The organism is Streptomyces sp. CNS606, assembly GCF_000426325.1.
This window is the reverse complement of record NZ_AUFD01000013.1, coordinates 150,984-176,245: the sequence shown is the minus strand read 5'-3', so window position 1 is coordinate 176,245 and position 25,262 is coordinate 150,984. Positions and strand designations below refer to the sequence as shown.

General features: G+C 74.9%; 21 protein-coding genes. 8 read left to right on the top strand and 13 right to left on the bottom strand.

From position 1 onward, the window contains the following. Positions 1 to 2,776 (bottom strand): PQQ-dependent sugar dehydrogenase (locus K304_RS28510; protein ID WP_037790006.1); only part of this gene is annotated, 2,776 nt, incomplete at its 3' end. A 380-nt stretch (positions 2,777 to 3,156) separates the two neighbouring features. Between K304_RS28510 and K304_RS0111265 the strand changes: the two genes are divergently transcribed. Then, positions 3,157 to 4,563, top strand: a complete 1,407-nt coding sequence (locus K304_RS0111265) for an FGGY family carbohydrate kinase (protein ID WP_027763831.1) — start codon at positions 3,157 to 3,159, stop codon at positions 4,561 to 4,563. 33 nt (positions 4,564 to 4,596) lie between these two features. Here K304_RS0111265 and K304_RS0111260 read toward each other — a convergent pair whose 3' ends face one another. From K304_RS0111260 to K304_RS28505, 6 genes are all read right to left on the bottom strand, one after another. Continuing rightward, positions 4,597 to 5,730 (bottom strand): RNA polymerase sigma factor, encoded by a 1,134-nt coding sequence (locus tag K304_RS0111260; RefSeq protein WP_486591635.1) that lies wholly within the window; start codon positions 5,728 to 5,730, stop codon positions 4,597 to 4,599. Between the two features lie 217 nt (positions 5,731 to 5,947). After that, positions 5,948 to 7,867 (bottom strand): DNA primase, encoded by a 1,920-nt coding sequence (gene dnaG / locus K304_RS0111255; RefSeq protein ID WP_027763829.1) that lies wholly within the window; start codon positions 7,865 to 7,867, stop codon positions 5,948 to 5,950. Between the two features lie 47 nt (positions 7,868 to 7,914). After that, a complete protein-coding gene (locus K304_RS0111250) occupies positions 7,915 to 8,394 on the bottom strand; it encodes a GNAT family N-acetyltransferase (RefSeq protein ID WP_037790004.1) in 480 nt (159 codons plus the stop codon). Positions 8,395 to 8,474: 80 nt separating this feature from the next. After that, positions 8,475 to 9,752 (bottom strand): FAD-dependent oxidoreductase, encoded by a 1,278-nt coding sequence (locus K304_RS0111245; RefSeq protein ID WP_027763827.1) that lies wholly within the window; start codon positions 9,750 to 9,752, stop codon positions 8,475 to 8,477. A 166-nt stretch (positions 9,753 to 9,918) separates the two neighbouring features. Continuing rightward, a complete protein-coding gene (locus K304_RS0111240; protein ID WP_027763826.1) occupies positions 9,919 to 11,304 on the bottom strand; it encodes a deoxyguanosinetriphosphate triphosphohydrolase in 1,386 nt (461 codons plus the stop codon). Between the two features lie 53 nt (positions 11,305 to 11,357). Next, positions 11,358 to 12,155 carry a CbiX/SirB N-terminal domain-containing protein gene (locus K304_RS28505; protein WP_051308287.1) on the bottom strand — a complete coding sequence of 266 codons (798 nt, stop codon included), beginning with the start codon at positions 12,153 to 12,155 and terminating at the stop codon, positions 11,358 to 11,360. 218 nt (positions 12,156 to 12,373) lie between these two features. On the opposite strand from K304_RS28505, the gene K304_RS0111230 reads away from it, so the two are divergent. After that, the gene (locus K304_RS0111230) at positions 12,374 to 14,521 is read left to right on the top strand and encodes a molybdopterin oxidoreductase family protein (protein ID WP_027763825.1); all 2,148 of its coding nucleotides are present in this window, start codon (positions 12,374 to 12,376) and stop codon (positions 14,519 to 14,521) included. On the opposite strand, the gene K304_RS0111225 is transcribed toward K304_RS0111230, so the two are convergent. Together K304_RS0111225 and K304_RS0111220 are read right to left on the bottom strand one after the other, a co-directional pair. After that, the gene (locus tag K304_RS0111225; RefSeq protein ID WP_027763824.1) at positions 14,469 to 15,608 is read right to left on the bottom strand and encodes a sensor histidine kinase; all 1,140 of its coding nucleotides are present in this window, start codon (positions 15,606 to 15,608) and stop codon (positions 14,469 to 14,471) included. The two genes, K304_RS0111230 and K304_RS0111225, sit on opposite strands and share 53 nt — an antisense overlap. Further along, complete coding sequence (locus K304_RS0111220) at positions 15,601 to 16,374, bottom strand: response regulator transcription factor (protein WP_027763823.1); 774 nt, start codon at positions 16,372 to 16,374, stop codon at positions 15,601 to 15,603. Before K304_RS0111220 ends, K304_RS0111225 begins: the two co-directional genes overlap by 8 nt. A 125-nt stretch (positions 16,375 to 16,499) precedes the next feature. Between K304_RS0111220 and K304_RS0111215 the strand changes: the two genes are divergently transcribed. From K304_RS0111215 to K304_RS28500, 3 genes are read left to right on the top strand one after another with little or no spacing between them, the layout of a single operon-like run. Then, entirely contained in the window at positions 16,500 to 17,177 is a 678-nt protein-coding gene (locus tag K304_RS0111215; RefSeq protein WP_037790001.1) for a glycosyltransferase family 2 protein, read from the top strand. Continuing rightward, positions 17,174 to 17,842 (top strand): TIGR04282 family arsenosugar biosynthesis glycosyltransferase, encoded by a 669-nt coding sequence (locus K304_RS0111210; protein WP_027763821.1) that lies wholly within the window; start codon positions 17,174 to 17,176, stop codon positions 17,840 to 17,842. The genes K304_RS0111215 and K304_RS0111210 overlap by 4 nt, the downstream gene beginning before the upstream one ends. Next, on the top strand, positions 17,839 to 18,522 hold the full coding sequence (locus K304_RS28500) for a class I SAM-dependent methyltransferase (RefSeq protein WP_051308285.1): 684 nt from the start codon (positions 17,839 to 17,841) through the stop codon (positions 18,520 to 18,522). Before K304_RS0111210 ends, K304_RS28500 begins: the two co-directional genes overlap by 4 nt. 62 nt (positions 18,523 to 18,584) lie before the next feature. Here K304_RS28500 and K304_RS0111200 read toward each other — a convergent pair whose 3' ends face one another. After that, positions 18,585 to 19,997: a hypothetical protein gene (locus K304_RS0111200; RefSeq protein ID WP_078528920.1), complete on the bottom strand. Its 1,413-nt coding sequence runs from the start codon at positions 19,995 to 19,997 to the stop codon at positions 18,585 to 18,587. A gap of 666 nt (positions 19,998 to 20,663) precedes the next feature. Between K304_RS0111200 and K304_RS28495 the strand changes: the two genes are divergently transcribed. Together K304_RS28495 and K304_RS0111190 are read left to right on the top strand one after the other, a co-directional pair. Continuing rightward, positions 20,664 to 21,980, top strand: coding sequence for a molybdopterin-dependent oxidoreductase (locus K304_RS28495; protein ID WP_051308310.1), 1,317 nt, complete (start codon positions 20,664 to 20,666; stop codon positions 21,978 to 21,980). Next, a complete protein-coding gene (locus K304_RS0111190) occupies positions 21,977 to 22,456 on the top strand; it encodes a hypothetical protein (RefSeq protein WP_027763819.1) in 480 nt (159 codons plus the stop codon). The genes K304_RS28495 and K304_RS0111190 overlap by 4 nt, the downstream gene beginning before the upstream one ends. Before the next feature lie 8 nt (positions 22,457 to 22,464). On the opposite strand, the gene K304_RS0111185 is transcribed toward K304_RS0111190, so the two are convergent. Together K304_RS0111185 and cutA are read right to left on the bottom strand one after the other, a co-directional pair. Continuing rightward, complete coding sequence (locus tag K304_RS0111185; RefSeq protein WP_027763818.1) at positions 22,465 to 23,496, bottom strand: NAD-dependent epimerase/dehydratase family protein; 1,032 nt, start codon at positions 23,494 to 23,496, stop codon at positions 22,465 to 22,467. A gap of 108 nt (positions 23,497 to 23,604) precedes the next feature. After that, positions 23,605 to 23,958 carry a divalent-cation tolerance protein CutA gene (cutA, locus tag K304_RS0111180; protein ID WP_037789999.1) on the bottom strand — a complete coding sequence of 118 codons (354 nt, stop codon included), beginning with the start codon at positions 23,956 to 23,958 and terminating at the stop codon, positions 23,605 to 23,607. 87 nt (positions 23,959 to 24,045) lie between these two features. Here cutA and K304_RS0111175 point away from each other — a divergent pair, with 87 nt between their 5' ends. Further along, a complete protein-coding gene (locus K304_RS0111175; RefSeq protein WP_027763816.1) occupies positions 24,046 to 24,465 on the top strand; it encodes a VOC family protein in 420 nt (139 codons plus the stop codon). Here the strand turns inward: K304_RS0111175 and K304_RS0111170 are convergent. Then, entirely contained in the window at positions 24,440 to 25,120 is a 681-nt protein-coding gene (locus tag K304_RS0111170) for a helix-turn-helix transcriptional regulator (RefSeq protein WP_027763815.1), read from the bottom strand. The two genes, K304_RS0111175 and K304_RS0111170, sit on opposite strands and share 26 nt — an antisense overlap. Positions 25,121 to 25,262 lie beyond the last annotated feature (142 nt).

The following is a 25,262-nucleotide window of genomic DNA, read 5'->3' as shown; positions in this document are numbered from 1 at the left end:
ACGACGTCCCCTCCGCATCCAGACACTTCCCCGACTGCGGATTCCGCAACGAACCGTCCGCATGCGCCTCCCACACCTGCGCACCCGTCCCGTTGCACGACCACACCTGCACCTTCGAACCGTCCGCCGTCCCCCCACCGGACACGTCCAGACACTTCCCCAGCGCACGCAACGACCCGTCACCCGGCACCGACCACTCCTGCGCCGCCGAACCGTTGCACGACCACAACTGCACCTGCGTACCGTCCGCGGCACCACCACCCGCCACGTCCACACACTTCCCACCGATCCCCGTAACCGGACCCGACCCCGGACCCGGACCCGGACCGGAGGTGGTGAAGGAGAACTCGTCGACGTCGAAGAGGGCGCCGTCGCCGCCGCGGAAGACCAGGTGGAGTTCCGTGGTCCCGGCCGGCTGGGCGGACAGGTCGCCGCTCACCTCGGTGTACGTCTCCCAGCCGCCGGTGACCGGGACGGTCGCCGAGCCGAGCAGGGTGCCGTCCGGGGCTCCGGCGCGCAGTTCGAGGGTGCCGCCGCTGCCCGCGGAGGCGACCCGGGCGGAGAAGGTCTCCGCGTTCGCCAGGTGGTAGGGCCGGAAGGAGATCCAGTCGCCGTCCTCGATGTGGCCGACGGCCTTGCCGCCGTGCGCCCCGGCGTGGTCGACGACCTGGACGCCGCTCGCGTCGCCGAAGTGCTCGGCCTGGCGGTGCCGGGTCTGGGTGACGACCTGGTCGTGGGTGGTGAGGGCGGGCTGGCCGTTCGCTCCTTCGTCGGTGTATTCGGCGTCGATGACGCCGAAGATGTTGGCGTTGGGGTCGTGTTCGCCGTCGGCGCGGGTCTGCAGCGTGCCGGAGCAGCCCTGCGCGGAGGTCTGCGGGTGGCCGTGGCTGTCGTGGCCGACGATGAAGGAGACGGTGACCCGGGAGCAGTCGACCGGGCCGTCCTCCGGGTCGGTCACGGTGACCTCGAAGGGCACCGGATCGCCGAAGTCGACGAGCGCGCCGGCCGAGGGGAGTTCGATCTTCACGGTGGGCGCGGTGTTGCCGACCGTGATCTGGACCGATTCGGAGCCGGTGTTCCCGTCCGCGTCGGTGACGGTCAGGGTGGCCTCGTACTGGCCGTTGCCGGTGTAGGTGTGGGTGGGGTTCGCGGCGCCGGAGGTGGCGCCGTCGCCGAAGTCCCAGGCGTAGTCGAGCGTGGTGCCGTCCGGGTCGTCGCTGCCCTCCGAGGAGAACTCGACGCTCAGCGGTGCCTGTCCGGAGGTCGGGGTGGCGGCCGTCTCGGCGATCGGCGACACTCCGTCCGTGGTGGACTCGATGCGGTACAGGGCGGAGTTCTCGTCACCGCTGAAGTAGCCGGTGCCGTAGTCGAGGACGTAGAGGGCTCCGTCGGGCCCGAAGGCCATGTCCATCACCTGGGTTCCCTGCCAGGGGAAGGCGTTGATGGACTGCACGGCGCCGTCGGCGTCCTGGTCGATCCGCTTGATCCAGCGGCGGCCGAACTCGCCGGCGAAGTAGTCGCCGTCGAAGGTCTGCGGGAACTTCACGTCCGATTCGAGGGAGGGGTCGAAGCGGTAGACCGGGCCGCCCATCGGCGACTCGGAGCCGTTGCCGAACTCGGGCACCGAGCCTCCGTCGTAGGGAATCCAGGCGGGCTGGGCGGGAGGCAGCTGGATGCGGCCGGTGTTGTTCGGCGAGTCGTTGACCGGCGCCCCGCAGTCGAACTTCTGCCCGGAGGCGCCGGAGCCGAAGTCGTAGTCGGTGTAGGCGTCGTTGCCGCCGGTGCAGTACGGCCAGCCGTAGTTGCCGGGGCCGGTGACACGAGCGAACTCGACCTGCCCGGCGGGGCCCCGGGACGGGTCCGCGGCTCCGGCGTCCGGGCCGTAGTCGCCGACGTAGACGATGCCGGTCTCGTGGTCGACGCTCATCCGGAACGGGTTGCGGAAGCCCATGGCGTAGATCTCCGGCCGCGTGTCCGGGGTGCCGGGGGCGAAGAGGTTGCCGTCCGGGATGCCGTACGAGCCGTCGGGGTTGACCGAGATGCGCAGGACCTTGCCGCGCAGGTCGTCGGTGTTGCCCGAGGAACGCTGGGCGTCGTAGGCCGGGTTCCGGGAGGACCGCTCGTCGATGGGGGTGAAGCCGTCCGAGGCGAACGGGTTGGTGTCGTCGCCGGTGGACAGCAGCAGGTTCCCGGCGGCGTCGAAGGCGATGTCGCCGCCGACGTGGCAGCAGATGCCACGCGACGCGGGCACGTCGAGGATGGTCGTACCGCTGCCCGTGTCCAGGGTGCCGTCGGTGTTCAGCACGAAGCGGGAGAGGCGGTTGACGCCGTCGAACGGCGCGAAGTCGGCTTCCGTGCCCTCGCCGGGCGCGTCACCGGCCGGCGTGTCCAGCGGCGGCGCGTAGTAGAGGTAGACGTGGCGGTTCTGGGCGAACCCCGGGTCGATGCCGACGCCCTGAAGCCCTTCCTCGTCGTGGCTGTAGACGTCGAGCTTCCCGGCGACCTTCGTGGTGCCGGCGGCGTCGGTGAGGCGGACGGTGCCGTCGCGCGAGGTGTGCAGCACCGAACGGTCCGGCAGCACGGCCATGGTCATCGGCTCGCCCATCTCGGCCAGTCCTTTGGCCAGGGTGACCTGCTGGAACTCGGCGGCCTGCGGCTCGACCGGCGGGGCGGGGGCGGCTGCCGCGGGGGCGGGTGGTGGGACGGTCTGTGTACCGGCCGCGAGGAGCAGGGCGCCGGCCAGGGTGGACAGGATTCTCTTGAGTCTCCCGTGCACGCGATCCTCCGTGGGGAACGGGGTGTGGTGTCGCTGGGCACAGGCGCGCGCCGTCGCGCCGCGTTCCGTGGAGCCGACGAGGGGGCGGCGGCCACGGCACTGGCTGTTCAACTGGTGCGGTACGCCTGCACCGTAGTGACTTCCGTCGCATCGGGAAAGGCTTTCGACCCGAAGAAGGCAACTTTTTCCGTGGACGGGACAAAGCATGGGTTGGTCGGTGAGCACCCGCACCGCTCCCGTCACCCCCACGCCATCCACCTCCGCCCCCTCTCCGGTCGCCGCCGCATCCCCGGTCGCCACGGTGTCCCCGGTCGCTGCTGTGTCCCCGATCACCCCGGACTCCCCCCGTCACACCGGGACGATGAGGCATCATCTGCCCCATGGGGATAGTCGCCGGTCTGGACAGTTCAGCCGCACACACCCGTCTCGTCGTCTGCGACGCCGACACGGGTGACATCGTCCGTCAGGGGTACGCCGCGCACGGCGACGACCGCGACGATCCGCAGTCGTGGCTGCTGTCGCTCGGCGAGGCGGCCGCCGACGGCCGGCTGTCCGACGTCCGGGCGATCGGCGTCGCCGCGCAGCAGCAGGGCGTGGTGGCCCTGGACTCCGGCGGCGCCCCCGTACGACCGGCGCTGCTCGGCAACGACCGGCGGATGCAGGCTGCCGCCAACGACCTCGTCGACGCGCTCGGCGGGCGGGAGGCCTGGGCGCAGGCGGTCGGCGCCGTGCCGCAGGCCGCGCACCCGGTGACCAAGCTGCGCTGGCTCTCCCGCAGCGAGCCCGAGACCGCCTCCCGGGTCGCCGAGGTGATGCAGCCGCACGACTGGCTGACCTGGCAGCTGCTCGGCCGTTCGTCCCGCCGCGTCACCGATCGCGGCGACGCCTCGGGAACCGGCTACTGGTCCGCGGCCACCGAGACCTACCGGCCCGATCTGGCGGAACTCGCCCTGGGCCACCCGGTGACGCTGCCCCAGGTGGCCGGCCCGGCGGAGGCCGCCGGCACCACGCCGGAAGGGCTGCTGATCTCCGCGGGCACCGGGGAGACCATGGCCGCGGCCCTCGGACTGGGCGTCGGTACGGGTGACGCGGTCGTCTCGCTCGGCGCCTCCGGGTCGGTCTTCGCCGTGCATCACGAGGCGCTCGCCGACCCGACCGGCACCATCACCTCCTTCGCCGACGCCACCGGCATGCACCTGCCCGTGGTGCGGACGCTGAACGCCGTCCGCGTGCTGCGCGGCGCGGCGGAGATGCTGGACACCGACCTGGAGGGCCTGTCCCAGCTGGCCGGCGCCTCCACCCCCGGGGCGTACGGGCTGGTGCTGCTGCCGTACCTCGAAGGGGAACGCACCCCCGACCTGCCGCACACCGCGGGCTCGTTGCACGGCCTGCGCCGGGAGAGCATGCGCCCCGAACACCTGGCGCGGGCTGCCGTCGAAGGCATGCTCTGCGGGCTGGGCGACGCGCTGGACGTGCTGCGGCGCCGCGGGGTGCGGGTGCGGCGGGTGTTCCTGCTCGGGGCCGCCGCGGAGCTGCCCGCCGTGCAGGCCGCGGCACCGGGGCTGCTCGGGGCGCAGATCGTCGTGCCCGAGGCCGGCGACTACACCGCGCTGGGCGCCGCCCGCCAGGCCGCGTGGGCGCTGGCGGGCGGCAGCACGCCCCCGGCCTGGCCCGCCGCCCGAAGCCGGGTCTTCGACCCGTCCGAGGAGGAGGCGGCCGTCGGCCAGGCCGTGCGGCAGCAGTTCACGACCGTGCGCGAGCAGACCCACCCGGGCGCGTTCGGCTGAGGCGTCGCGCCCGGGGGGGGGGGGACGTGCCGGTCAGTCCAGGTAGCCCCGGAGCTGATCGGCGAAGGCGTGGTCGCGGAGCTTGCCCAGCGTCTTGGACTCGATCTGCCGGATGCGCTCCCGCGTCACGCCGAAGAGACGGCCGATCTCCTCCAGCGTGCGCGGACGGCCGTCGATCAGGCCGTACCGCAACTGCACCACCCTGCGTTCGCGTTCGCCGAGGGTGGAGAGCACCGCCTCCAGGTGCTGCCGGAGCAGCAGGAACGCGGCCGACTCGACGGGCGACGGTGCGTCGCCGTCCTCGATGAGGTCGCCGAGATGGACGTCCTCCTCCTCCCCGACCGGCGCGTGCAGCGACACCGGTTCCTGCGCCAGCCGCAGCACCTCGACGACCCTTTCGGCCGTGAGGCCCAGGTGTACGGCGACCTCCTCGGGGGTCGGCTCGTAACCGCGCTCCTGGAGCATGCGGCGCTGGACGCGGATCACGCGGTTGATCAGTTCGACGACGTGGACCGGCACCCGGATCGTGCGGGCCTGATCGGCGAGGGCCCGCGACATGGCCTGGCGGATCCACCAGGTCGCGTAGGTGGAGAACTTGAAGCCGCGCGCGTAGTCGAACTTCTCCACCGCGCGGATCAGGCCCAGGTTCCCCTCCTGCACCAGGTCCAGCATGGTCAGGCCGCGGCCGACATAGCGCTTGGCGACGGACACCACGAGGCGGAGGTTGGCCTCGATGAGACTGCGCTTGGCCATCCGGCCGAGCACCACGAGGCGGTCCAGGTCGAGTGCGAGGCGTTCGTCGAGGCCGGTCGCGGCCGCGAGTCTCTCCTCCGCGAACAGGCCCGCCTCGACGCGGCGGGCGAGTTCCACCTCCTCCGCGGCGGACAGCAGCGGTATCCGCCCTATCTCACGCAGGTACTGCCGGAAGAGGTCGCCGGTCGGGCCGGTACCGGCACCGGCGCCCGGTGCGAAGCGGGCGGGTGCGTGCCGCGCACCGCGGGGTGGGGCCAGACGCGTGGTGGGGGTGGTCGGTGCGGCGGCCTGCGCCGCACTGGTCAGGGTCTGGGTCTGCACGGGGGCGACCTCCAAGTGATCGCTGCCGGTTCCGGGACGGCATACGAGACGGGAACGACCGCGGCCGCGCCGCGTGCCGTCCCGGCAGAAGATGTGCGGACCGCGAAGGAGAGTGGCCCCTCCCGGCCAGCACCGCCGCGCTCCGATGACTCAGGCACCGCTTGCCAGTGTGCGCCACGACACACCTGCTCCACGAGACTCGTGCGCCGTCTTTCTTTGCCCGTCGGTAACCTCGGCACTCTTGACAACCCGCCGGGGCACGCCCCGACATGCCGACGGGCCGCGCGACGGCGGCGGGCCCGGTGGGGCGTCAGAGCGCGCCGGCGCCCCGGTCGCGGAGGGCGCGGGCGTACTGCTGGAGCACCCAGAGCTGTTCGCGCACCGGCGCCGCCGACTCGTGGTCGTGCTGCGCCTCCAGGCGCCGCGCGGAGCCCTCGAGTTCGGCGATCCGCGCGTGCACGGCGGCCAGCCGTACGGCGACCAGCTGCATCCCCGCGTAGATCTCGTCCGGCTCCCGGCCGCGCGCGGCGCGCAACGGTTCCACCGCGAGCTCGGTGACCAGGCTGCGCACCGTGTCGTCGGGGGCGGCGTCCCGTACGCGGGCGACGAACTCGCCGTCGGCGCCGCCGACTCCGCCTGCCGCCTCGACGGCCTTCCGCACCACCGCGTACGGCGGCGCGGTGAACTCGTCGGCGCCGTACGCGTCGAACGCGGGGGCGACCAGCTCGGGCCGCTGCAGCGCGAGCTTCAGCAGCTCGCGTTCGACCCGGTGGGCGGGGCTGCGCAGGTTCAGGGCCGGGCCTGCGGCCTGCGGCCGTGCGGGCGGCTCCCCCAGGGGCCCGCCGTGCTCCGGCTGCCGCGGACGGTGGTCGCCGCCGGGCCGCGCGGCGGACCGCTCCCGCGCCCACTTCGCGAGCTGCCCCACCCGTCGCACCACGAACTGCGTGTCGAGGATGCCCAGCAGACCGGCCAGCCGCACGGCGTACTCGTGCTGGATGGCGGCGTCCTTGATCCGGGCGACGATCGGCGCGGCCTCCTCCAGCGCCGCCGACCGCCCCTCCGCGGTGTCCAGGTTGTGCGCGGTGACGGCGGAGCGGAGGGCGAACTCGAAGAGCGGCGTGCGGCTCTCGACGAGGGTCTGCACCGCCGGGTCGCCCTCGGCGAGCCGGAGTTCGCAGGGGTCCATGCCGCCGGGGGTGATGGCGATCGAGGTGCGGGCGGCGAACTTCTGGTCGTCCTCGAAGGCGCGCAGCGCGGCCTTCTGCCCGGCGGCGTCGCCGTCGAAGGTGAAGACCACCTCGGAACGGGAGTTGTCCATCAGCACCCGTCGCAGGATCTTGACGTGGTCGCCGCCGAAGGCGGTGCCGCAGGTGGCGATGGCGTTGGTGACCCCGGCGAGGTGGCAGGCCATCACGTCGGTGTAGCCCTCGACGACGACGGCGCGGCCCGCCTTGCCGATCTCGCGCTTCGCCAGGTCGATGCCGTACAGCACGTGCGACTTGCGGTACAGCGCCGTTTCGGGGGTGTTGAGGTACTTGGGGCCGTTGTCGTCGTCGCGGAGCCGGCGCGCGCCGAAGCCGACGACCTCGCCGGTGATGTCGCGGATGGGCCACAGCAGCCGGCCGCGGAAGCGGTCGATGGGGCGGCCGGAGCGGCTGTCCTGGGCGAGGCCGGCGAGGGTCATCTCCTTGTCGGAGAAGCCCTTGCCGCGCAGGTGGCGCACCAGGTGGTCCCAGCCGGCCGGGGCGTAGCCGATGCCGAACCGCTCGGCGGCGTCCTTGTCGAAGCCGCGCTCGTCGAGGAAGCGCCGCCCGATCTCGGCCTCCGGCCCGTCGAGTTGCTCGCGGTAGTAGGCGGCGGCCGCGCGGTGGGCCTCGGCGAGCCGGGTGCGCTCGCCCGCCTGGCTGCCGCGGCCGTAGCCGCCCTCCTCGTAGCGGAGGGTGATGCCGGCCTGGGAGGCGAGCCGTTCCACGGCCTCGGAGAAGGACAGGTGGTCGACCTTCATCACGAAGTCGAGGGTGTCCCCGCCCTCCTGGCAGCCGAAGCAGTGGTAGAAGCCCTTGCTCGGGCTGACGTGGAAGGAGGGGGACTTCTCGTCGTGGAACGGGCAGAGACCCTTGAGCTGGCCGCCGCCGGCGTTGCGGAGCTGGAGATACTCGGAGACGACGGCGTCGATCGGAACCGCGTTCCGTACCGCCTTCACGTCGTCGTCGTTGATCCTTCCGGCCACGGGGAGAGTCTACGGCGCGCCGCCGACCGTGCCGTGCGGGAGGCGGGTCACGGGAGCGTGCGGACGAAGACGTGGTGCGGTCCGACGCCCTCGATGACGAACTCCTCGCCGGCCGCCTCGTAGCCGTGCCGCTCGTAGAAGCCGCGGGCCTCGGTGCGGCCGTTGCACCACATCAGCCGGGCGCCGCGGGCGGCGGCCGCGTCCTCGCCCGCGCGGAGGACGGCGGTGCCGTAGCCCCGGCCGCGGGCGGCCGGGGCGCTGGCCATGCCGCGGATGCGGTACGCGGCAGGGCCGGCTCCCCCTCCGCCCTCGCGCTCCTCGCCCGGGGCGCCGGGGTACGGCTCCGGGTAGAAGCTGCCGCAGCCGAGGACGGCGGCGCCCTCGCCGTCGTAGGCGGCGACGTGGAAGGCGCCGTCCAGGCCGTCCTCGGCGAAGACCGCCGACTCGCGCGGCAGCCCGGGCCGCAGCACCTCCCAGCGCAGCGGGAAGATCTCCGACACGGGCACGACTGCGGTACGGATCGCCATGGACGTCACCCTACGGCGGCCGCGGCACCCGTTCGGAGGACGGCGACGTCCCCGGCCCGGGCCGGCGCGCCGCCCGCCGCTCACCCCTCCCCGGTCTCCTCGGGGGCCAGCGACTCCAGCGGCGTGCCGGGGTCGGCGAGGGCCTGGCGGTCGACGGGCCGGCCGGAACGGATGAGCCGTTGGATCGGCCCGGTGACGTCCCACACGTTGGCGTTCATCCCCGCCAGCACCCGGCCCTCGCGCAGCCAGAAGGCGATGAACTCGCGTTTGCCCAGGTCACCGCGGACGAGCACCTCGTCGAAGGCGCCGGGCGGCGCCCAGCCCGAGTACTCCATGCCGAGGTCGTACTGGTCGGAGAAGAAGTACGGCACCCGGTCGTACGTCACCTCCTGCCCGAGCATGGCGCGGGCGGCGGCCGGGCCGGAGTTGAGGGCGTTGGCCCAGTGCTCGACGCGGAGCCGGGAGCCGAGGAGCGGGTGCTGCTCGGCGGCGACGTCGCCCGCGGCGTAGATGTGCGGGTCGGAGGTGCGCAGCGAGGCGTCGACGGCGACTCCTGCGACGGGCCGCTCCGCGAGGTCCAGCCCGGCGGCGCGGGCGAGGCCGACGCGGGGGGCGGCACCGATGGCGGCGAGCACCTCGTGCGCGGGGTGTTCCTCCCCGTCGTCGGTCTCCACGGCCTGCACCATGCCGTCCTGCCCGACGATCCGCGTCAGCCGGGCCCCGAAGTGGAAGCGGACGCCGTGGTCGCGGTGCAGGTCGGTGAAGAAGGAACCCATCTGGGGGCCGAGCACGGTGTGCAGCGGCGTCGGTTCGGGCTCGATGACCGTGACCTCCATGCCGTAGCCGCGGGCCGCGGCCGCGACCTCCAGGCCGATCCATCCGGCGCCGGCGATGACGAGGTGGCCGTTCTCCCTGCCGCGCGCGGCGAGAACGCCCCGCAGGCGTTCCGCGTGCGCCAGGCGGCGCAGGTGGTGGACGCCCGCCAGGTCGGTGCCGGGCACCTCGAGGCGGCGCGGCTCGGCGCCGGTGGCGAGGAGCAGGCGGTCGTAGTGGACCCGGGCGCCGTCGCCGAGGGTGACGGCCCGGGCCTCGGGGTCGATGCGGACGGCGGGCTGGCCGAGGTGCAGTTCCACCTCGGCCCCGGCGTACCAGGAGGGGGCGTGCACGAAGACGCTGTCGCGTTCGGCGTCGCCGGTCAGGTAGCCCTTGGACAGCGGGGGCCGTTCGTAGGGGTGGTCGCGTTCGTCGCCGATCAGGATGACGCGTCCGGTGAAACCCTCGTCTCTCAGGGTTTCCGCCGCTTTCGCGCCGGCCAGGCCACCGCCGATGATGACGAAGGTCTGATGTGCGTCGACCACGTGATGCCTCCTCGCTGAGACGATCCCCCCGGCCTGTGCGTCCCCTGGGCGGGAACTGCTCCCCGCACAGGATTCCCCGTTTTCGCGGGGTTTCCTCCACCGAGCGTCCCGTATCAGTCTCCGTGCGGGAAGGCGGCGGGGCGACCGGGTGAGGACCCGGGGCACACTACGCCCGTAGACCTCGTCCGGCGGTGAGGCGGGCGTGCAGCGAACGGGCGGAGGCGTCGGTGAGCGCGGCGATCTGGTCGACGACCACGCGCAGCCGGGCGGCGTCGTCCGGGGCCTCGGAGTACAGCGACCGGTACTGCGGGTCCATGCCCTCGGGCGCGCGGGCGACCAGCGCGTCGGCGAGTTCGCCGAGCACGACGCGCTGGTCGGCGCGGAGGCGCTCCTGGTCCTCGCGCTGCATGACGTAGCGGTCGGCGACGGCCTTGAGGACGGCGCATTCGAGCCGCGCTTCACGGGGCACGACCAGCTCCGCCGCGTACCGGGTGAGCCGTCCGGAGCCGTAGCGGTTGCGGGTGGCGCCTTCGGCGGCGAGGCAGAACCGTCCGATGAGCTGACTGGTGGCGTCCTTGAGCCGGGCCTGCGCGAGAGCCGTGCCGTCGTAGCCGTGCGGCCACCACTCCTGGTCCAGCAGCCGGTCGAGCGCCTCCGCCAGCTCCTCGGCGTCGGCGCCCGGTGCGTAGCGGCGGGCGGCGAGGGCGAAGACGTCCCGGCGTTCGGGCTCGGCGAGGAGGAGGTTGGGGTCGACGTGGCCGGCGTGCAGGCCGTCCTCGACGTCGTGCACGGAGTAGGCGACGTCGTCGGCCCAGTCCATGACCTGCGCCTCGAAGCAGCGGCGCCGGTCGGGGGCGCCCTCCCGGAACCAGGCGAACACGGGCAGGTCGTCCTCGTACACGCCGAATTTCGCCGAGGCGGGGTTTTCGGGGTGGGCGCCGCGGGGCCACGGGTACTTGGTGGCGGCGTCCAGCGCGGCGCGGGTGAGGTTCAGGCCTACGCTGATCTGGCCGCCCTCCGCGTCGTCGCGGGCCACGAAGCGCTTGGGCTCCAGCCGCGCCAGCAGCCGCAGCGACTGGGCGTTGCCCTCGAAGCCGCCGCAGGGTTCGGCGATGCCGCTCAGGACGCTTTCACCGTTGTGGCCGAACGGCGGATGCCCCAGGTCGTGCGCCAGGCAGGCGACCTCGACCAGGTCGGGGTCGCACCCGAGTGCGGCGCCGAGTTCGCGGCCGACCTGCGCGCACTCCAGGGAGTGCGTGAGCCGGGTGCGCGGGCTGGCGTCCCACACCCCGCCGGACGCCCCTGCGGCGGGGGCGTCGTCCGGCCCGCCGCCCCACACCGCGGCCGGGACCGCCGGCACCACCTGCGTCTTCCCCGCCAGCCGGCGCAGCGCCGCCGAATGCAGCACCCGGCCCCGGTCGCGCTGGAAGGCGGTACGGCCGGGGCGCTTGTCCGGTTCCGGGGCCCAGCGCTCGGTGTCGCAGGGGCGGTAGGGGCCGCCGGGCTGATTGCCGTCACCTGCGCGGGGGCCGGTGACGTGGGTGCCGTCCATGCGCCGACCGTACGTGCTGCGGGAGGCGCGCGGCCGGTGGGGGCACGCTTCGCTCAGGCCGCGAGGGGGTGCGGGTGCGGAGCCGCCCGCGGCACGGGCGTGCGGGCAGCGCGTACGGACGCCTCCTGGCCGGACGTCTCCCGGACACGCACGGCCTCGTCGTACCGCCGCAGCACCAGGCGGGCCAGCGCGGGGTGCGCGCCCAGCGGCGCTGCGGCCACGCAGCCGGCGCCGCCCGCGCGGTGCGCCGCCGCGGCGCACCGCGCGGCGAAGAGGCCCGGCGCGGTGAAGCAGGAGGCCAGCGCGAGGTGCCGGTACCCGTCCGCGCGCAGACCGGTCACGGCGTCCTCGACGGCGGGCGCGGCGGCGGGTACGACGGGTGTTCCGCCGAGGCGGTGGCTGAGCAGGCCGGCGGTGTGGGCGGTGTCGTGGGACGCGTCCGGGTCGCGGGAGCCGGCGGCGGCGAGCACCACGGCCCGGCGGGGGCCGGGGCGCCAGCCCGCCTCGCGCAGCCGGTCGGCGAGCGCCTCGGCGAGCAGTGGATGGGGGCCGAGCGGGGCGGCGACCGCCGTGGCGAGGTGCGTGGCTTCCGCGGCGGCGGCCGGGAGGTCGTGCTTGACGTGGTGGCCGCGGGCGAGGAGTAGCGGCACCAGCACGACCCGGCCGCCGTACGGGAGCGTGCCGAGGGTCGCCGGGAGCAGCGGCGCGTTCAGTTCGACGTGCCCGAGTTCGACGCGCAGGCCCGGCCGCTGCGCCCGTACGCGGTCGAGCAGCGCGGTGACGGTGCGGAGGGCCGCGGGGGCGCGGGAGCCGTGTGCCACGGCGACCAGGGTGGAACGGTCGTCTGCCATCCTCCGAGGGTGCCGTCCTCTCGTTGCCCCCGCGTTGCGCACACCTCACGGCGACGTCCGCCGTGCGGCTGCCGGGGGGCCGTACGCCGTGGCGGCCACGAGGCTGGTGCTCACCGGCCGGGGCTCACGGGCCGGGGGCGGGCGGCGTGAGGCCGTCGTGCCGGAGGCGTAACGCGGCAGGCGGGACGCGCGTAACGGCGCGGGGGCACGCTGGCCGTATGCCGACGACGACCCCCACGCACTGCCCCTACTGCGCCCTCCAGTGCGGAATGGGGCTGCGGCGCACCGGACCGCCGGTTCCCGACGGGGCGGGCGCGCCCGTCGAGGTGGTGGAGCGCCCGGACTTCCCGGTGAACAGGGGTGCGCTGTGCGGGAAGGGCCGCACGGCCCCCGAGGTGCTGGCGCGCGGTGCGCGGCTCACCGGGCCGCTGGTGCGCGCTCGCCGCGGCGGGCCGCTGGAAGCGGCGTCCTGGGACGAGGCCCTGGACCGCGTCGCACTAGGGCTGTCGCGGGTCCGGACCGCGCACGGCCCGGACGCCGTGGGCGTCTTCGGCGGTGGCGGGCTCACCAACGAGAAGGCCTACGCGCTGGGGAAGTTCGCCCGCGTCGTGCTGGGCACCTCGCAGATCGACTACAACGGCCGGTTCTGCATGTCGTCCGCCGCCGCCGCGAGCAGCCACGCGTTCGGCCTGGACCGCGGGCTGCCGTTCCCGCTGGCGGACGTGCCGCGTACCGGCTGCGTGATCCTGGTCGGCGCCAACCCCGCGGAGACCATGCCGCCGGCCCTGCGCTACTTCACCGAACTCCGCGACAACGGCGGCACGTTGGTCGTCGTGGATCCGCGCCGCACCCGCACGGCCGAGCTCGCGGACCTGCACCTGGCGCCGCGCCCCGGCACGGACCTCGCGCTCGCACTGGGCATGCTGCACCTGGTGGTCGCCGGGGGGCGTGTCGACCAGGCGTTCGTGGACGCCCGGACGACCGGCTGGGCGGAGGCCCGCGCGGCGGCGATGGCGCACTGGCCGGAACTGGTGGAGCGCATCACCGGCGTGCCGCTGCCCCGGATCCGCCGGGCGGTGGAGCTGTTCTGCGACGCGGAGGCGTCGATGGTGCTGACGGCGCGCGGCCCGGAGCAGCAGTCCAAGGGGACGGACACGGTCGGCGCGTGGATCAACCTGTGCCTGGCCACGGGCCGGGCGGGCCGCCCGCTGTCCGGGTACGGCGCGCTCACCGGCCAGGGCAACGGCCAGGGCGGCCGGGAACACGGCCAGAAGGCCGACCAGCTGCCGGGGTACCGCAAGCTCGACGACCCGTCCGCCCGTGCGCACGTCGCCGGGGTCTGGGGGGTGCCGCCCGAGTCGCTGCCGGGGCCCGGCCGCAGCGCCTACGAGCTGCTCGACGCGCTGGGCGGGGACGTGCGGGCGCTGCTGCTGATGGGCTCCAACCCGGTCGTGTCCGCGCCGCGCGCCGCCCATGTCGAGGAACGCGTACGGTCGCTGGACTTCCTGGCCGTCGCCGATGTCGTGCTGTCGGAGACGGCGCGGCTGGCGGACGTGGTGCTGCCGGTGACGCAGTGGGCGGAGGAGACGGGCACCACGACCAGCCTGGAGGGCCGGGTGCTGCTGCGCCGCCGCGCGGTGGACCCGCCGCCGGGGGTGTGTTCGGACCTGGCGGTGCTGAACGGGCTGGCCGCGCGGCTGGGCCGGGAGAAGGGGTTCCCGGCGGACGCGGAGGAGGTCTTCGAGGAGCTGCGGCGCGCCTCGGCGGGCGGGCCGGCGGACTACTCGGGCATCTCCTACCGACGGCTGGCCGAGGCTGAGGACGGGAGCGAGGACGCGGGCGTGTTCTGGCCCTGCCCGCAGCAGCCGGAGGGCGCGTCCGGCCCCCAGGGGCGCGGCACCCCGCGGCTGTTCCTCGACCGCTTCGCCACGCCGGACGGCCGGGCCCGGTTCGCGGCTGCGGAGCACCGCCCGTCGGCGGAGGAACCGGACGCCGCGTATCCGCTCCACCTGACCACGGGCCGCGTCCTGGCCCAGTACCAGTCCGGCGCGCAGACCCGCCGGGTCGGGGAGCTGAACGCCGCCGCGCCGGGCCCGTTCGTGGAACTGCACCCCCGGCTGGCGGCACGGCTCGGCGCGGCGGACGGCGACCCGGTCGCCGTCGTCTCCCGCCGCGGCCGCGCCGTCGCGCCCGCGCGGGTCACCCCGGACATCCGGCCGGACACGGTGTTCATGCCGTTCCACTGGCCCGGCCGGGGGCGGGCCAACACGGTCACCAACCCGGCGTTGGACCCGGTGTCGCGGATGCCGGAGTTCAAGGTGTGCGCGGTGCGCGTGGAACGGTCCGGCGAGCCAGCGGAAGAGTGACCTCGAACCGGCAGCCGCCGGGGATGTTGCGGACCGAGACCCGGCCTGCGTGGGCCTCGACGATGCCCCGGACGATGGCCAGCCCCAGTCCGGCACCGGCCGGTGGCGTGCGGGCGTGCTCGCCGCGCCAGCCGGTGTCGAAGACCCGGTGCAGTTCGTCCGCGGGGATGCCGCCGCAGCCGTCGGTGACGGCGAGCACCGCGGTGTCGCAGACCTCGCGGGCGGAGACCGCGACGGTGCCGTCCGCCGGTGTCCGGTGAATGGCGTTGACCAGAAGGTTGGCCAGCACGCGGGACATCTGGTTCCCGTCCACCCGCAGCGGCAGGGGCTGCACGCCGTCGCCGGTGAGCCGGACGCCGCGGCCGGCGGCCAGCGGGTGGACGCCGGCGATCGCGTCGCCGACCAGGTCGTAGGCGGATATCCGGGCGAGCGAGGGGGCCAGGGAGCCGGCCTGGATCCGGGAGAGCTCGAACAGGTCGTTCACCATCTCCGTCAGGCGTTCGACCTCGGTGCGCATCCGGCGGTGGTAGCGGGCGGGCTCGTCGGTCATGCCGTCCTCGAGGGCTTCGGCCATGGCGCGCAGGCCGGCGAGCGGGGAGCGGAGATCGTGCGAGATCCACGCGACCAGTTCCCGGCGGGAGGCCTCCAGCGCGGCCTCGCGCTCCCGGGAGGCCGTCAGCCGGGCGCTGGTGTCCGTCAGGCGGCGGGCCAGCGAGGCGAGTTCCGCGGGCATGGGGGCGTCCGGGGCCTGGAAGCCGCGCCCGTCGCCGAGGGCTCCCGCGGCGTCCTCGAGCCGCCGGTGGGCGCGGCTCACCCTGCGGCCGAGGAGCAGCGCGGTCGCCGTGGAGGTGGCGGCGGCCACCGCGCACACCATGGTGATGACGGCCAGGTCGTGGGAGGAGAGGAACATCGCCCAGGCCACCGAGAGGGTGCCGGCGAGCATCGCGCCGACCGCGACGACGGCGGGAACGGCGAGCGAGAGCGCGACGGAGCGGCGGCGTACTGCGCGCAGCGCGACCGCGCCGAGGACGCCGGCGACGGCGGAGCCGGCAGCCGCGTAGCAGGCGATGAGCAGCAGGTCACGCATGGCGGGCCGCCCTCTCCGGGCCGTCGCCGTCGTCGCCTTCGCTTACGTCGCCCTCGTCCCGCTCGTCCCCGGGGGCGCCGTCGAAGCGGTAGCCGACACCCCACACGGTGGTGATGAGGCGCGGCCGGGCCGGGTCGGCCTCGATCTTGTGGCGCAGCCGCCGCACGTGCACCGTCACCGTGGACAGGTCGCCGTAGTCCCATCCCCACACCGCCGACATCAGCTCCTCCCGCCCGAAGACCCGCCCGGGGTGGCGCAGGAAATGGGCCAGCAGGTCGAATTCGCGGAGCGTGAGGGAAACGGGGCCGCGGGCGTCGTGCACCGTCCGCGCGGCGGGGTCGAGGGTGACGCCGCCGCCGCTCAGCCCCGGCCCTCCGTAGGGCGCGGCGGCGGCGCGGCGCAGCACGGACTCCACCCGGAGCACCAGTTCCCGGGGGCTGAACGGCTTGGTCACGTAGTCGTCGGCGCCGACCTCCAGGCCGAGGATGCGTTCCTCCTCGTCACCTCGGGCGGTGAGCATGACGACCGGCAGCGGGCCGCGGGCGCGCAGCAGGCGGCACACCTCCAGGCCGTCCCGGCCGGGCAGCATCAGGTCGAGCACCACGAGGTCCGGGGGGCCCGCCTCGGCGCGGACCAGCGCGTCGTTCCCGTCGGCGGCGATGTCGACGGTGAAGCCGGCGCGCTCCAGGTACCGGCTGACCACTTCCGTGACGGTGGGGTCGTCGTCGACGACGAGGACACGCCGGGGGCTCGTGGGCTGCTGCATGCCTCGAGTCTCGCAGCGGGCGGGCGTTCCGCGGAGCGGTTGCGTCCGCCGTGCGGCGGACGTCCGTATTCCGTAAGGAGCCGGATGACGTCTTCGGCGCCTCCGCGTACCTAGGGTGAACGGTGATGAGCGATTCGGTGACATCTCCTCAGCCCCCGACCGGGGACGTCGTGCTGCCCTGCCTCAACGAGGCGGAGGCGCTGCCGTGGGTCCTCGCCCGCATCCCGGAGGGCTGGCGGGCGCTGGTCGTCGACAACGGTTCGACGGACGGTTCGGCGGACGTCGCCCGGGCGCACGGCGCCCGGGTGGTGCACGAGCCGCGGCGGGGTTTCGGCGCCGCCTGCCACGCCGGGCTGGAGGCCGCGGAAGCGGACCTGGTGGCCTTCTGCGACTGCGACGCGTCCCTCGACCCCGGCGCGCTGCCCGGCGTCGCCGCCCGCGTCCTGGACGGTACGGCCGACCTGGTCCTCGCGCGGCGGCGGCCGACCTCGTGGGGGTCCTGGCCGCTGCACGCCCGGGCCGGCAACCGGGCGCTGGCCGGCATGGTGCGCCGCCGTACCGGCCTGCGACTGCGCGACCTGGGACCGTTGCGGGTCGCGCGGCGGAGCCGGCTGCTCGAACTGGGGATCACCGACCGGCGCAGCGGCTATCCCCTGGAGATGGTGGTGCGGGCCGCCGACGCGGGCTGGCGCATCCACGAGACGGAGGTGGCGTACCGGCCTCGCACCGGGGAGTCGAAGGTCACCGGCACCTGGCGCGGCACCTGGCACGCGGTGCAGGACATGCGGGCGGTGCTCCGATGACGGCGGGGGGCACGGGTACGAGCCCGACGACGCTGCTGGTGATCGCGAAGGAGCCGGTGCCGGGCCGGGTGAAGACGCGGCTCACGCCGCCCTACTCCCCGGAGCAGGCCGCCCGGCTCGCGGAGGCGGCGCTGCACGACACCCTGGGGACGGTCGCGGCCCTTCCCGTCCGCCGACGGGTGCTGGTGCTGTCCGGGCAGCCGGGCGCGTGGCTTCCCGGGGACGCCGGTTTCGAGGTCGTGCCCCAGGTCGACGGCGGTCTCGACGAACGGATCTCCGCCGCGTTCGCGGGCTGCGACGGCCCGGCGCTGCTGGTCGGGATGGACACCCCGCAGCTGCACCCGGGGCTCCTGGCGCCGGTGCTGGCGCCGGACGGCTGGGACGGCTGTGACGCCTGGTTCGGTCCGGCCGCGGACGGCGGGTTCTGGGCGCTGGGCCTGGCCGACCCGGACCCGGAACTGGTGCGCGGCGTGCCGATGTCGACCGCGCGGACCGGAGCCGAGCAGCGCGACCGCCTGCTGCGCGCCGGGCTGACGGTGAGGGATCTGCCGGTGCTGCGCGACATGGACACCGCCGAGGACGCGGCGCAGATCGCGGCGGTGTGCGCACGGGGCCGGTTCACCGCGGCGTTCGCCGCCGCGCAGCGGGAGGTGTCCGCGCGATGACCGGTACCCCGGCACGTGCACGTGTCACGTCCGGCCCCGCGCAGGTTCCGGCCTGGTGCGCCGACCCGTACGCCGAGGCGCTGCGCGCCGGCCGGGGGCCGCTGTACCTGCGGCGGCCGGACGGCTGGCTGCTGCCGCTGGACGTGGAGCGGTGGTGCGCCCGGGCGGACGCGGCCGATCTGGCCGTCCTGGGGCGCTGCACGGGCCCGGTGCTCGACGTGGGCTGCGGACCGGGCCGCATGGTGGCGGCTCTGGCACGCAGCGGGCGGCCGGTGCTCGGCATCGACACGGCCCCGTTCGCGGTGGCCCGCGCCCGCGGGCTCGGCGGTACGGCTCTGCTGCGGTCCGTCTTCGATCCGCTGCCCGGCGAGGGACGGTGGGGCAGCGTGCTGCTGATGGACGGCAACATCGGTATCGGCGGGGACCCGGCCGTTCTCCTCGACCGCATCCGCGCCCTGCTGACGCCGGGTGGTCTGCTCCTGGCCGAGGCCGCCCGTGCGGACATCGAGGAACGGGTGGAGGTGTGCCTGGACGACGGCGGCGGGGGCCGCAGCGAAACGTTTCACTGGGCGCGGCTCGGGACGGCCGCGCTGCGCCGCCATGCGGAGTTCACGGGCTGGTCGGTCGTTGAGGAGTGGTCCGCGCAGGGGCGTCCCTTCCTTGCGCTGCGCCGCACCTGACCGCCCCGGCGCACGGTCTCGGGTGCGACCGCCGGGCGGCCGCGCCCGGCGGCCCGGGCAGGTCACCAGCCGGTGAAGAGCAGGTGGTTGACGGCCAGCGCGACGGCTGCCTGGGCGGCGAGCCACCACCGGTGCGTAGGCCGGGGAAGCAGGGCGGCGGCCGCGGTCAGCCAGAGGGTGAAGGGCAGCCAGATGCGTTCGGTCTCCGCTTTGCTCATCCCGGAGACGTCGGCCACCAGCACGGCGGCGCCGGCCCCCGCCACCAGCACGGCCAGGGCCGTCGGCCCGGTCGGCGGCGACCCGCGCAGCACCCGTACCGCACGCGGGAGTTCGGGGGCGGCCCGGCGCAGCCCGGCGACGGCCGCCAGGCCGACGGTCACCACGTTCGCGGCCAGATTGCCCCACACGAAGTAGCCGTACGGGCGGATGCGGGCCGTGCCCTGGTAGTAGCGCTCGACGAGGGTGAAGTAGCCGTCGAACCACCAGAAGCCGGCCGCCGTGAACGCGGCGAACCAGGGCAGCATGCCGAGCAGCACCAGCGGCACCGGCCGCCAGGTGCGGGCCGCCAGCAGCACCGCCAGGGCGATCAGCCCGACCAGCACCAGGCCGTAGGAGAGGTAGCACAGCAGCCCGAACAGCAGGCCCGACCCGACGGCGGCCGCCTTGGGCCACCGTGCGGTGCGGGTCGCGGCGAGCGCGAGCAGCGCCAGCGCCCAGGCGGCGACGGCCGCGAAGTAGCCGTCCGCGGAGACCGCGAACCACACCGCCGCCGGCGAGAGCACCGCGAACGGGGCGACGGCGCGGGCGGTGTCCGGGCCGCACAGCGCCCGCACCGCGACCAGCACCGCCGCCGCGGCGGAGGAGGCGACGGTGACGGTGAAGACGGCCGCCCAGGGACCGCCGCCGAGACCGATCCGGTCCAGCAGCACATACGTCAGCAGGGCACCCGGCGGGTGCCCCGCCACGTGCGGAACCCAGTTGTCGGGCGCGCCGAGCAGGATGTGGTCGGTGAAGACGCGCAGGGTAAGGCCGATGTCGTCGACCCGGTCGACCTCCTGGAGGTACTCGTAGCCGGTGGTGAGCCTGCGCGCGACGCCCCGGTCCCAGCCGTCGACCAGCGCCAGCGCCCAGCACCACGCCATCGACCCGCCCCAGGCCGCCCAGACCAGGGGACGCCAGGCCAGTCTCCGGGCGAGCGCCGGGCCCTGGAGGACGACGAGCGCCGCGACGGCCAGGGCGGCCGGGGTGCCGGGCCCGATGTGGGGCTCCCACTGGGCGTACAGCGGCGGCCAGCCGAGATGCAGGACGTCGTAGGTGACGTGCAGGTGGTGTCCGACGACGGCGGCGACGGCGAGGAGCAGCACTGCGAGCGCCGCCACGACGAGGTCGCGGGCCGTCCCGGCGGAGTGTCGCCCGGGGCGTGCGTCGCCGTCCTGTTCCTCCGGAGGCGTGGCCTCCCGCTGCGTTCCGCTCATCCGGTTCACCGTAGGCGGACCGGGGTGTGCGGCAGGGCTCCGCCGTGCGGGTGTCATCGGAATGTCAGAGATGCCGCCGGCCCTGGCCGCTGGCCCGTGACGTCACCGTTTCGTCATGGGCGACCTCCCGGGAAGGCGCGTCTGCGTGGCCTAGCGTCGGAAGCAGGCGCTCCGCACCGGCCTCCGAGGAGAGAGATCCCGCGCATGGACCACGACGACGGCGAACGGGACGAACGTCCCGAACGGGAGCCCGCGCACGAGCCGGAGGCCGACTCCGGGCCGTCCGCGCCGAGCGGCAGGACGGAGTCCGCAGCCGACGTTGAGCCCGGACGCACGCCGGAGCAGGACGGCACGGTCCCGGAACGCCCGACTCCGGAAGTCCGCCCGGACGAAGGCACGGAGACCGGACCGGAACCGGAACCGGAACCGGAGCCCGGAACGGAACCGGAACGGGCGACCCCGTCCGCTCCCGTGCCGCAACCGGACGCGGGGACCGAGCCGGAGCCCGAACCCCAGCCGGAACCCGAGCCGGAGCCGGAACCCGAACCGGAGCCTGGCCCGGAGGAGCCCACCGCGTCCCCCGGCCCGGCCGGCGGGAAGCCCTCCGCGCCCGAACCCGCCGAACCCGCCGAACCCGCCGAGCCCGCCGCCTCGCCGCTCGCGCGGCTGACCCACCGCGCCCCGCCGCTCGCCCGCCTCACCGCCCCGCCGCCCGGACCGTTCCGGCCCGGCTTCTGGCGCAGCCCGCTGCGCGGCCCGTGGCTGACGTCCGTCCTGGGCCTGGTGCTGCTCGGCGGCCTGCTCGTCGTGACCGTGACCGGTCTGCTGTCGTACGCCGCCTACAACCCGGGGCTCGGCGCGCCGAACGACCGCACGCCCGGGAAGGGCCTGCTGGGCTTCTACCTCTTCTCCTGGCCCACCAGCCCGTACTGGCTCTACCGGCTCACCCAGGGCCTGCACGTGACGGTGGGTCTGGCCCTCGTGCCCGTCCTGCTGGCGAAGCTGTGGTCGGTCATCCCCCGCCTCTTCACCTGGCCGCCGGTGCGTTCGGTCAACCACGCGCTGGAACGCGTCTCGCTGCTGCTGCTGGTCGGCAGCACCCTGTTCGAGTTCGCGACGGGCGTGCTCAACGTCCAGCTCGAGTACGTCTTCCCCGGCTCGTTCTATCCGCTGCACTTCTACGGCGCGTGGGTGTTCCTCGCCGCGCTGATCGTGCACGTCGCGCTGCGGGTGGGGCGGGTGCGCCGTGCGTTGCGCGGCCGGAGTCTGCGGGAGGAACTGCGCACGCCGACCCGCCGTACCCAGCCCGAGCCGCCGGACGAGACGGGGCTCGTCCCGACCGCCCCCGCCGCACCGACGATCTCCCGCCGGGGCGCGCTGGGGATGGTCGGGCTGGGCTCTCTGACCATGGTCGTGGTGACCGTCGGCCAGTCCACGGGCGGGCCGCTGCGGGACGTGGCGCTGCTGGCGCCGCGCGGTCAGGACCCCGGCCCGGGTCCGAACGGGTTCCAGGTCAACAAGACCGCGCGCTCCCGGGGCATCCGCACCGCCGACGTCGGCCCGGACTGGCGGCTGACGGTGCGCGGTCCGGGCGGGCGGAAGGAGGTGCTGGACCGGGCGGCGCTGCTGGAACTGCCGCAGCACACCGCGCTGCTGCCCATCGCCTGCGTCGAAGGCTGGTCGACCGGCGACCAGGAGTGGACGGGCGTCCGGCTGGCCGACCTGGCCGCCATGGTCGGCGAGGGCCCGGCGCCCGGGGTGTTCGTGGAGTCGTTGCAGCTCAGCGGCTCGTTCCGGGCGGCGTTGCTGCGGGAGAACCAGGTGCGCGACACCCGCTCGCTCCTGGCGCTGCGGGTGAACGGCGCCGACCTCTCCCTCGACCACGGCTTCCCGGCGCGGGTGATCGTCCCCAACAACCCGGGCGTGCACAACACCAAGTGGGTCACCCGGCTCACCTTCGGGAACCAGGAGGGTTCGGCATGACCGGAGCCCGCAGCGCCGCCGCGCCCCTGCGCACGCTGCTGATGCTGGCGTCGTTCGCCGTCACCGCCTACGCGGGGCTGCGCCTGCTGGAGGGCGGGCCGGTGGTCGGCATCCTGATCTGGTTCGTCGGCGCGGCGCTGCTGCACGACATGGTCCTGCTGCCGCTGTACGGCGTGGCGGACCGGGCGCTGCAGGGAGTGCTGGTCCGCCGTCGGCCCGGCGCCCCGCCGTCCCCGGTCGTCAACCACGTGCGGGTGCCGGCGTTCGTCTCCGGTGTGCTGCTGCTGGTGTGGTATCCGCTGATCCTCGGCCTGTCGGACAACTACCGGCGCTACAGCACCCTCGACCCGGACGTGTTCTGGGGACGCTGGCTGCTGCTGACGGCGGGGCTGTTCGCGGCGTCGGCGCTGCTGTACGCCGTGCGCACGCTGCTGGCGTCCCGGCCGCGGGAGGACCGGGACGCCGGCGCGGAGTGAACGGCCCGTCAGCCGGCCGGGCGCAGCGGGGCCGCGGCGAACGCCTTCATGCCCTCCGCGAACCCGACCTGGGCCCGCCAGCCCAGTTCGTCGCGGAGCCGGTCCGAGGAGGCCGTGATGTGCCGGACGTCGCCCAGCCGGTACTCGCCGGTGACGGCCGGTTCCGGGCCGCCGAACGCGCCGGCGAGCGCGGTGGCCATCTCCCCGACGGTGTGCGGGTGTCCGCTGCCGGTGTTGTAGGCCCGCAGCCCGCCCGGCGGCGCCTGGCCGGCGGCCAGCGCCTCCAGTGCGGTGACGTTGGCCGCGGCGATGTCCGTGACGTGGACGAAGTCCCGCCGCTGGCCGCCGTCCTCGTACACCTGCGGCGCCTCCCCGCGTTCCAGCGAGGAGCGGAAGAAGGAGGCGACGCCCGCGTACGGGGTGTCGCGCGGCATGCCGTCGCCGTAGACGTTGTGGTAGCGGAGGCTGATCGCGCCGCCGCCCGACGCGCGGGCCCAGACGGCGGCCAGGTGCTCCTGGGCCAGCTTCGTCGTGGCGTAGACGTTCCGCGGGTCGACGGGGGCGTCCTCGGTCACCGCGCCGGGCCGCAGCGGCTCACCGCAGTGCGGGCAGGGCGGCTCGAAACGGCCCTGCTCCAGGTCCTCGACGGAGCGCGGGCCCGGCCGCACCACGCCGTGCGCGGTGCAGACGTACCGGCCCTCCCCGTAGACCACCATCGACCCGGCGAGCACCAGTGTGCGGACACCGGCTCCGGCCATCTCCTCCAGCAGTACCGCGGTGCCCAGGTCGTTGACCCCCACGTAGGACGCGGCGTCGGTGAAGCCCTTGCCGAGCCCGACCATCGCAGCCTGGTGGCTGACCGCGTCGACGCCCGCGAGGGCGGCGGCCAGCGCCTCCCGGTCGCGGACGTCTCCGCGCACCGCGCCGGACGCGGGGTCGGCCGCGATGTCGAGGACGACCGGTTCGTGACCGGCCTTCTCCAGTGCCGTGACGACGTGTGAGCCGATGAATCCGGCGCCGCCGGTGACCAGTACGCGCATGGCCTCACCGTACGGCCCCGCGAGCCGTCCGGGCGGGTGGTGGCGCGCCCGGGCGGCGCGCCGTCAGCGATTCGTCACATCCGCCGGAGCCGCCGGCCGGACGACCGGTCAGACCTCGGCGGTCGCCTCCGGGTCGGTGCACTCCTCGACGACCCAGCGCAGGTAGTCGGCGCCGCCGCGCACCACCGGCGTGGCGATGATCTCCGGCACGTCGTAGTCGTGCGCCTCCCGGATGTACGCCTCGAGGGCGTCGTAGCGGGCGGTGGCCGTCTTGAAGAGCACCTGCCACTCCGGGTCGGTCTGCACCGTGCCCTCCCACCGGTAGACGGAGGTGACCGGCGCGCTGATCTGCGCGCAGGCGGCCACCCGCCGCTCGACGGCACCGCGCGCGAGGCTCTCCGCCTTCGCGGCGCCGTCCACGGTCGTGAGCACGGTCAGGGTCTCGGGAACGATCTCGGCCATGCCCCCCACGGTAACGGGGAGCCCGTACGGCGGGTGGTGGCCGTTTCGTTCAAGACCCGGGGCGGGCGGTGGCCGTACGTTCTCGGTATGGCACCTCGATTCGACCTCATCGGCATCGTCACGGCGGACATGGCCGCCTCGCTCGCCTTCTACCGGCGCCTCGGCCTGGACATCCCGGCCGGCGCGGACACCGAACCCCATGTGGAGGCGGTGCTGCCGGGCGGGCTGCGCATGGCCTGGGACTCCGACGACACCGTGGCCTCCTTCGATCCCGGCTGGTCCCGGCCGACCCGGGCGGAGGTGAACGGGCGCATCTCCCTCGCCTTCCTGTGCGACGGCCCGACCGAGGTGGACGAGGTCTACGCCGAGCTGACGGCCGCCGGGCATCCGGGGCACAAGGAGCCGTGGGACGCGTTCTGGGGCCAGCGGTACGCCGTGGTGGAGGACCCGGACGGCAACACCGTGGACCTGTTCGCGCCGCTCAGCGACGCTCCAGCAGGCGGCTGAGCGTCCAGCCGGTCAACGCCCGCACCTCGCGGGCGAGGTGGGCCTGGTCGGCGTAGCCCGCCGTGGCCGCCACCTCGGCGAACGGGGTCCCGGTCTCGGCGAGCCGCAGCGCGCGCCGCATCCGCAGCACCCGGGCCAGGGTCTTCGGGCCGTAGCCGAAGGCGTCCAGCGACCGGCGGCGGAGCTGCCGTTGGCTGAGCCCGGCCGCGTCGGCCGCCGCCGCGACGCCGAGGCCCTGCCGCAGCGCCGCGACCAGCGGTGCGCACAGCGGGTCGGGCCGCTCACGGCGCCAGGCCGCGGTCTCGAGCACCGCGCCCGGGTCCGGCGCGGCGGCGACGCGTTCGGCGAGCAGCCGCACCTCGCGCTCCGGCCACAGGGCGTCCAGCGGCACCCGCCGGTCGCGCAGTTCGTGGGCGGGCACGCCGAACACGGCGGGGCCGGTGCCGGGGGCGAAGCGGACGCCGGTCCAGCGGGTGCCGGGCGTCTCCTGCGTGGCGTGGCCGGTGGTGTCGGGGCCGGCGACGAGCAGGCCGTCGTTCCAGATCAGGTCCATGCAGCCGTCCGGCAGCACCAGCCCGGTGGTGGCCGTCCCGGGGACCGTGCGGCTCCAGACGACGGTGCCGCCGCCGAGCCAAGAGCCGCGCTCGCTGTACATGTCCCCAGCATGCCGGACGGTGCGGCCGGTGGCGGGCGATCCGGGGCGGGGGCCGGGGAGGGCGGGGCTCACAGCGACGCCGGGCGCGGGCTGAGGACGGCGTTGCGCGGGGGAAACAGCGGTGATCCGGTGGGGTAACGCC

Bases quoted from the DNA above. Each gene is read 5' to 3' on its own strand.
- K304_RS0111265 (WP_027763831.1), top strand. From the start codon at position 3,157: ATGGGGATAGTCGCCGGTCTGGACAGTTCAGCCGCACACACCCGTCTC.
- K304_RS0111250 (WP_037790004.1), bottom strand. From the start codon at position 8,394: ATGGCGATCCGTACCGCAGTCGTGCCCGTGTCGGAGATCTTCCCGCTG.
- K304_RS0111240 (WP_027763826.1), bottom strand. From the start codon at position 11,304: ATGGACGGCACCCACGTCACCGGCCCCCGCGCAGGTGACGGCAATCAG.
- K304_RS28505 (WP_051308287.1), bottom strand. From the start codon at position 12,155: ATGGCAGACGACCGTTCCACCCTGGTCGCCGTGGCACACGGCTCCCGC.
- K304_RS0111230 (WP_027763825.1), top strand. From the start codon at position 12,374: ATGCCGACGACGACCCCCACGCACTGCCCCTACTGCGCCCTCCAGTGC.
- K304_RS0111225 (WP_027763824.1), bottom strand. From the start codon at position 15,608: ATGCGTGACCTGCTGCTCATCGCCTGCTACGCGGCTGCCGGCTCCGCC.
- K304_RS0111220 (WP_027763823.1), bottom strand. From the start codon at position 16,374: ATGCAGCAGCCCACGAGCCCCCGGCGTGTCCTCGTCGTCGACGACGAC.
- K304_RS0111215 (WP_037790001.1), top strand. From the start codon at position 16,500: ATGAGCGATTCGGTGACATCTCCTCAGCCCCCGACCGGGGACGTCGTG.
- K304_RS0111210 (WP_027763821.1), top strand. From the start codon at position 17,174: ATGACGGCGGGGGGCACGGGTACGAGCCCGACGACGCTGCTGGTGATC.
- K304_RS28500 (WP_051308285.1), top strand. From the start codon at position 17,839: ATGACCGGTACCCCGGCACGTGCACGTGTCACGTCCGGCCCCGCGCAG.
- K304_RS0111200 (WP_078528920.1), bottom strand. From the start codon at position 19,997: ATGAGCGGAACGCAGCGGGAGGCCACGCCTCCGGAGGAACAGGACGGC.
- K304_RS0111190 (WP_027763819.1), top strand. From the start codon at position 21,977: ATGACCGGAGCCCGCAGCGCCGCCGCGCCCCTGCGCACGCTGCTGATG.
- K304_RS0111185 (WP_027763818.1), bottom strand. From the start codon at position 23,496: ATGCGCGTACTGGTCACCGGCGGCGCCGGATTCATCGGCTCACACGTC.
- cutA (WP_037789999.1), bottom strand. From the start codon at position 23,958: ATGGCCGAGATCGTTCCCGAGACCCTGACCGTGCTCACGACCGTGGAC.
- K304_RS0111175 (WP_027763816.1), top strand. From the start codon at position 24,046: ATGGCACCTCGATTCGACCTCATCGGCATCGTCACGGCGGACATGGCC.
- K304_RS0111170 (WP_027763815.1), bottom strand. From the start codon at position 25,120: ATGTACAGCGAGCGCGGCTCTTGGCTCGGCGGCGGCACCGTCGTCTGG.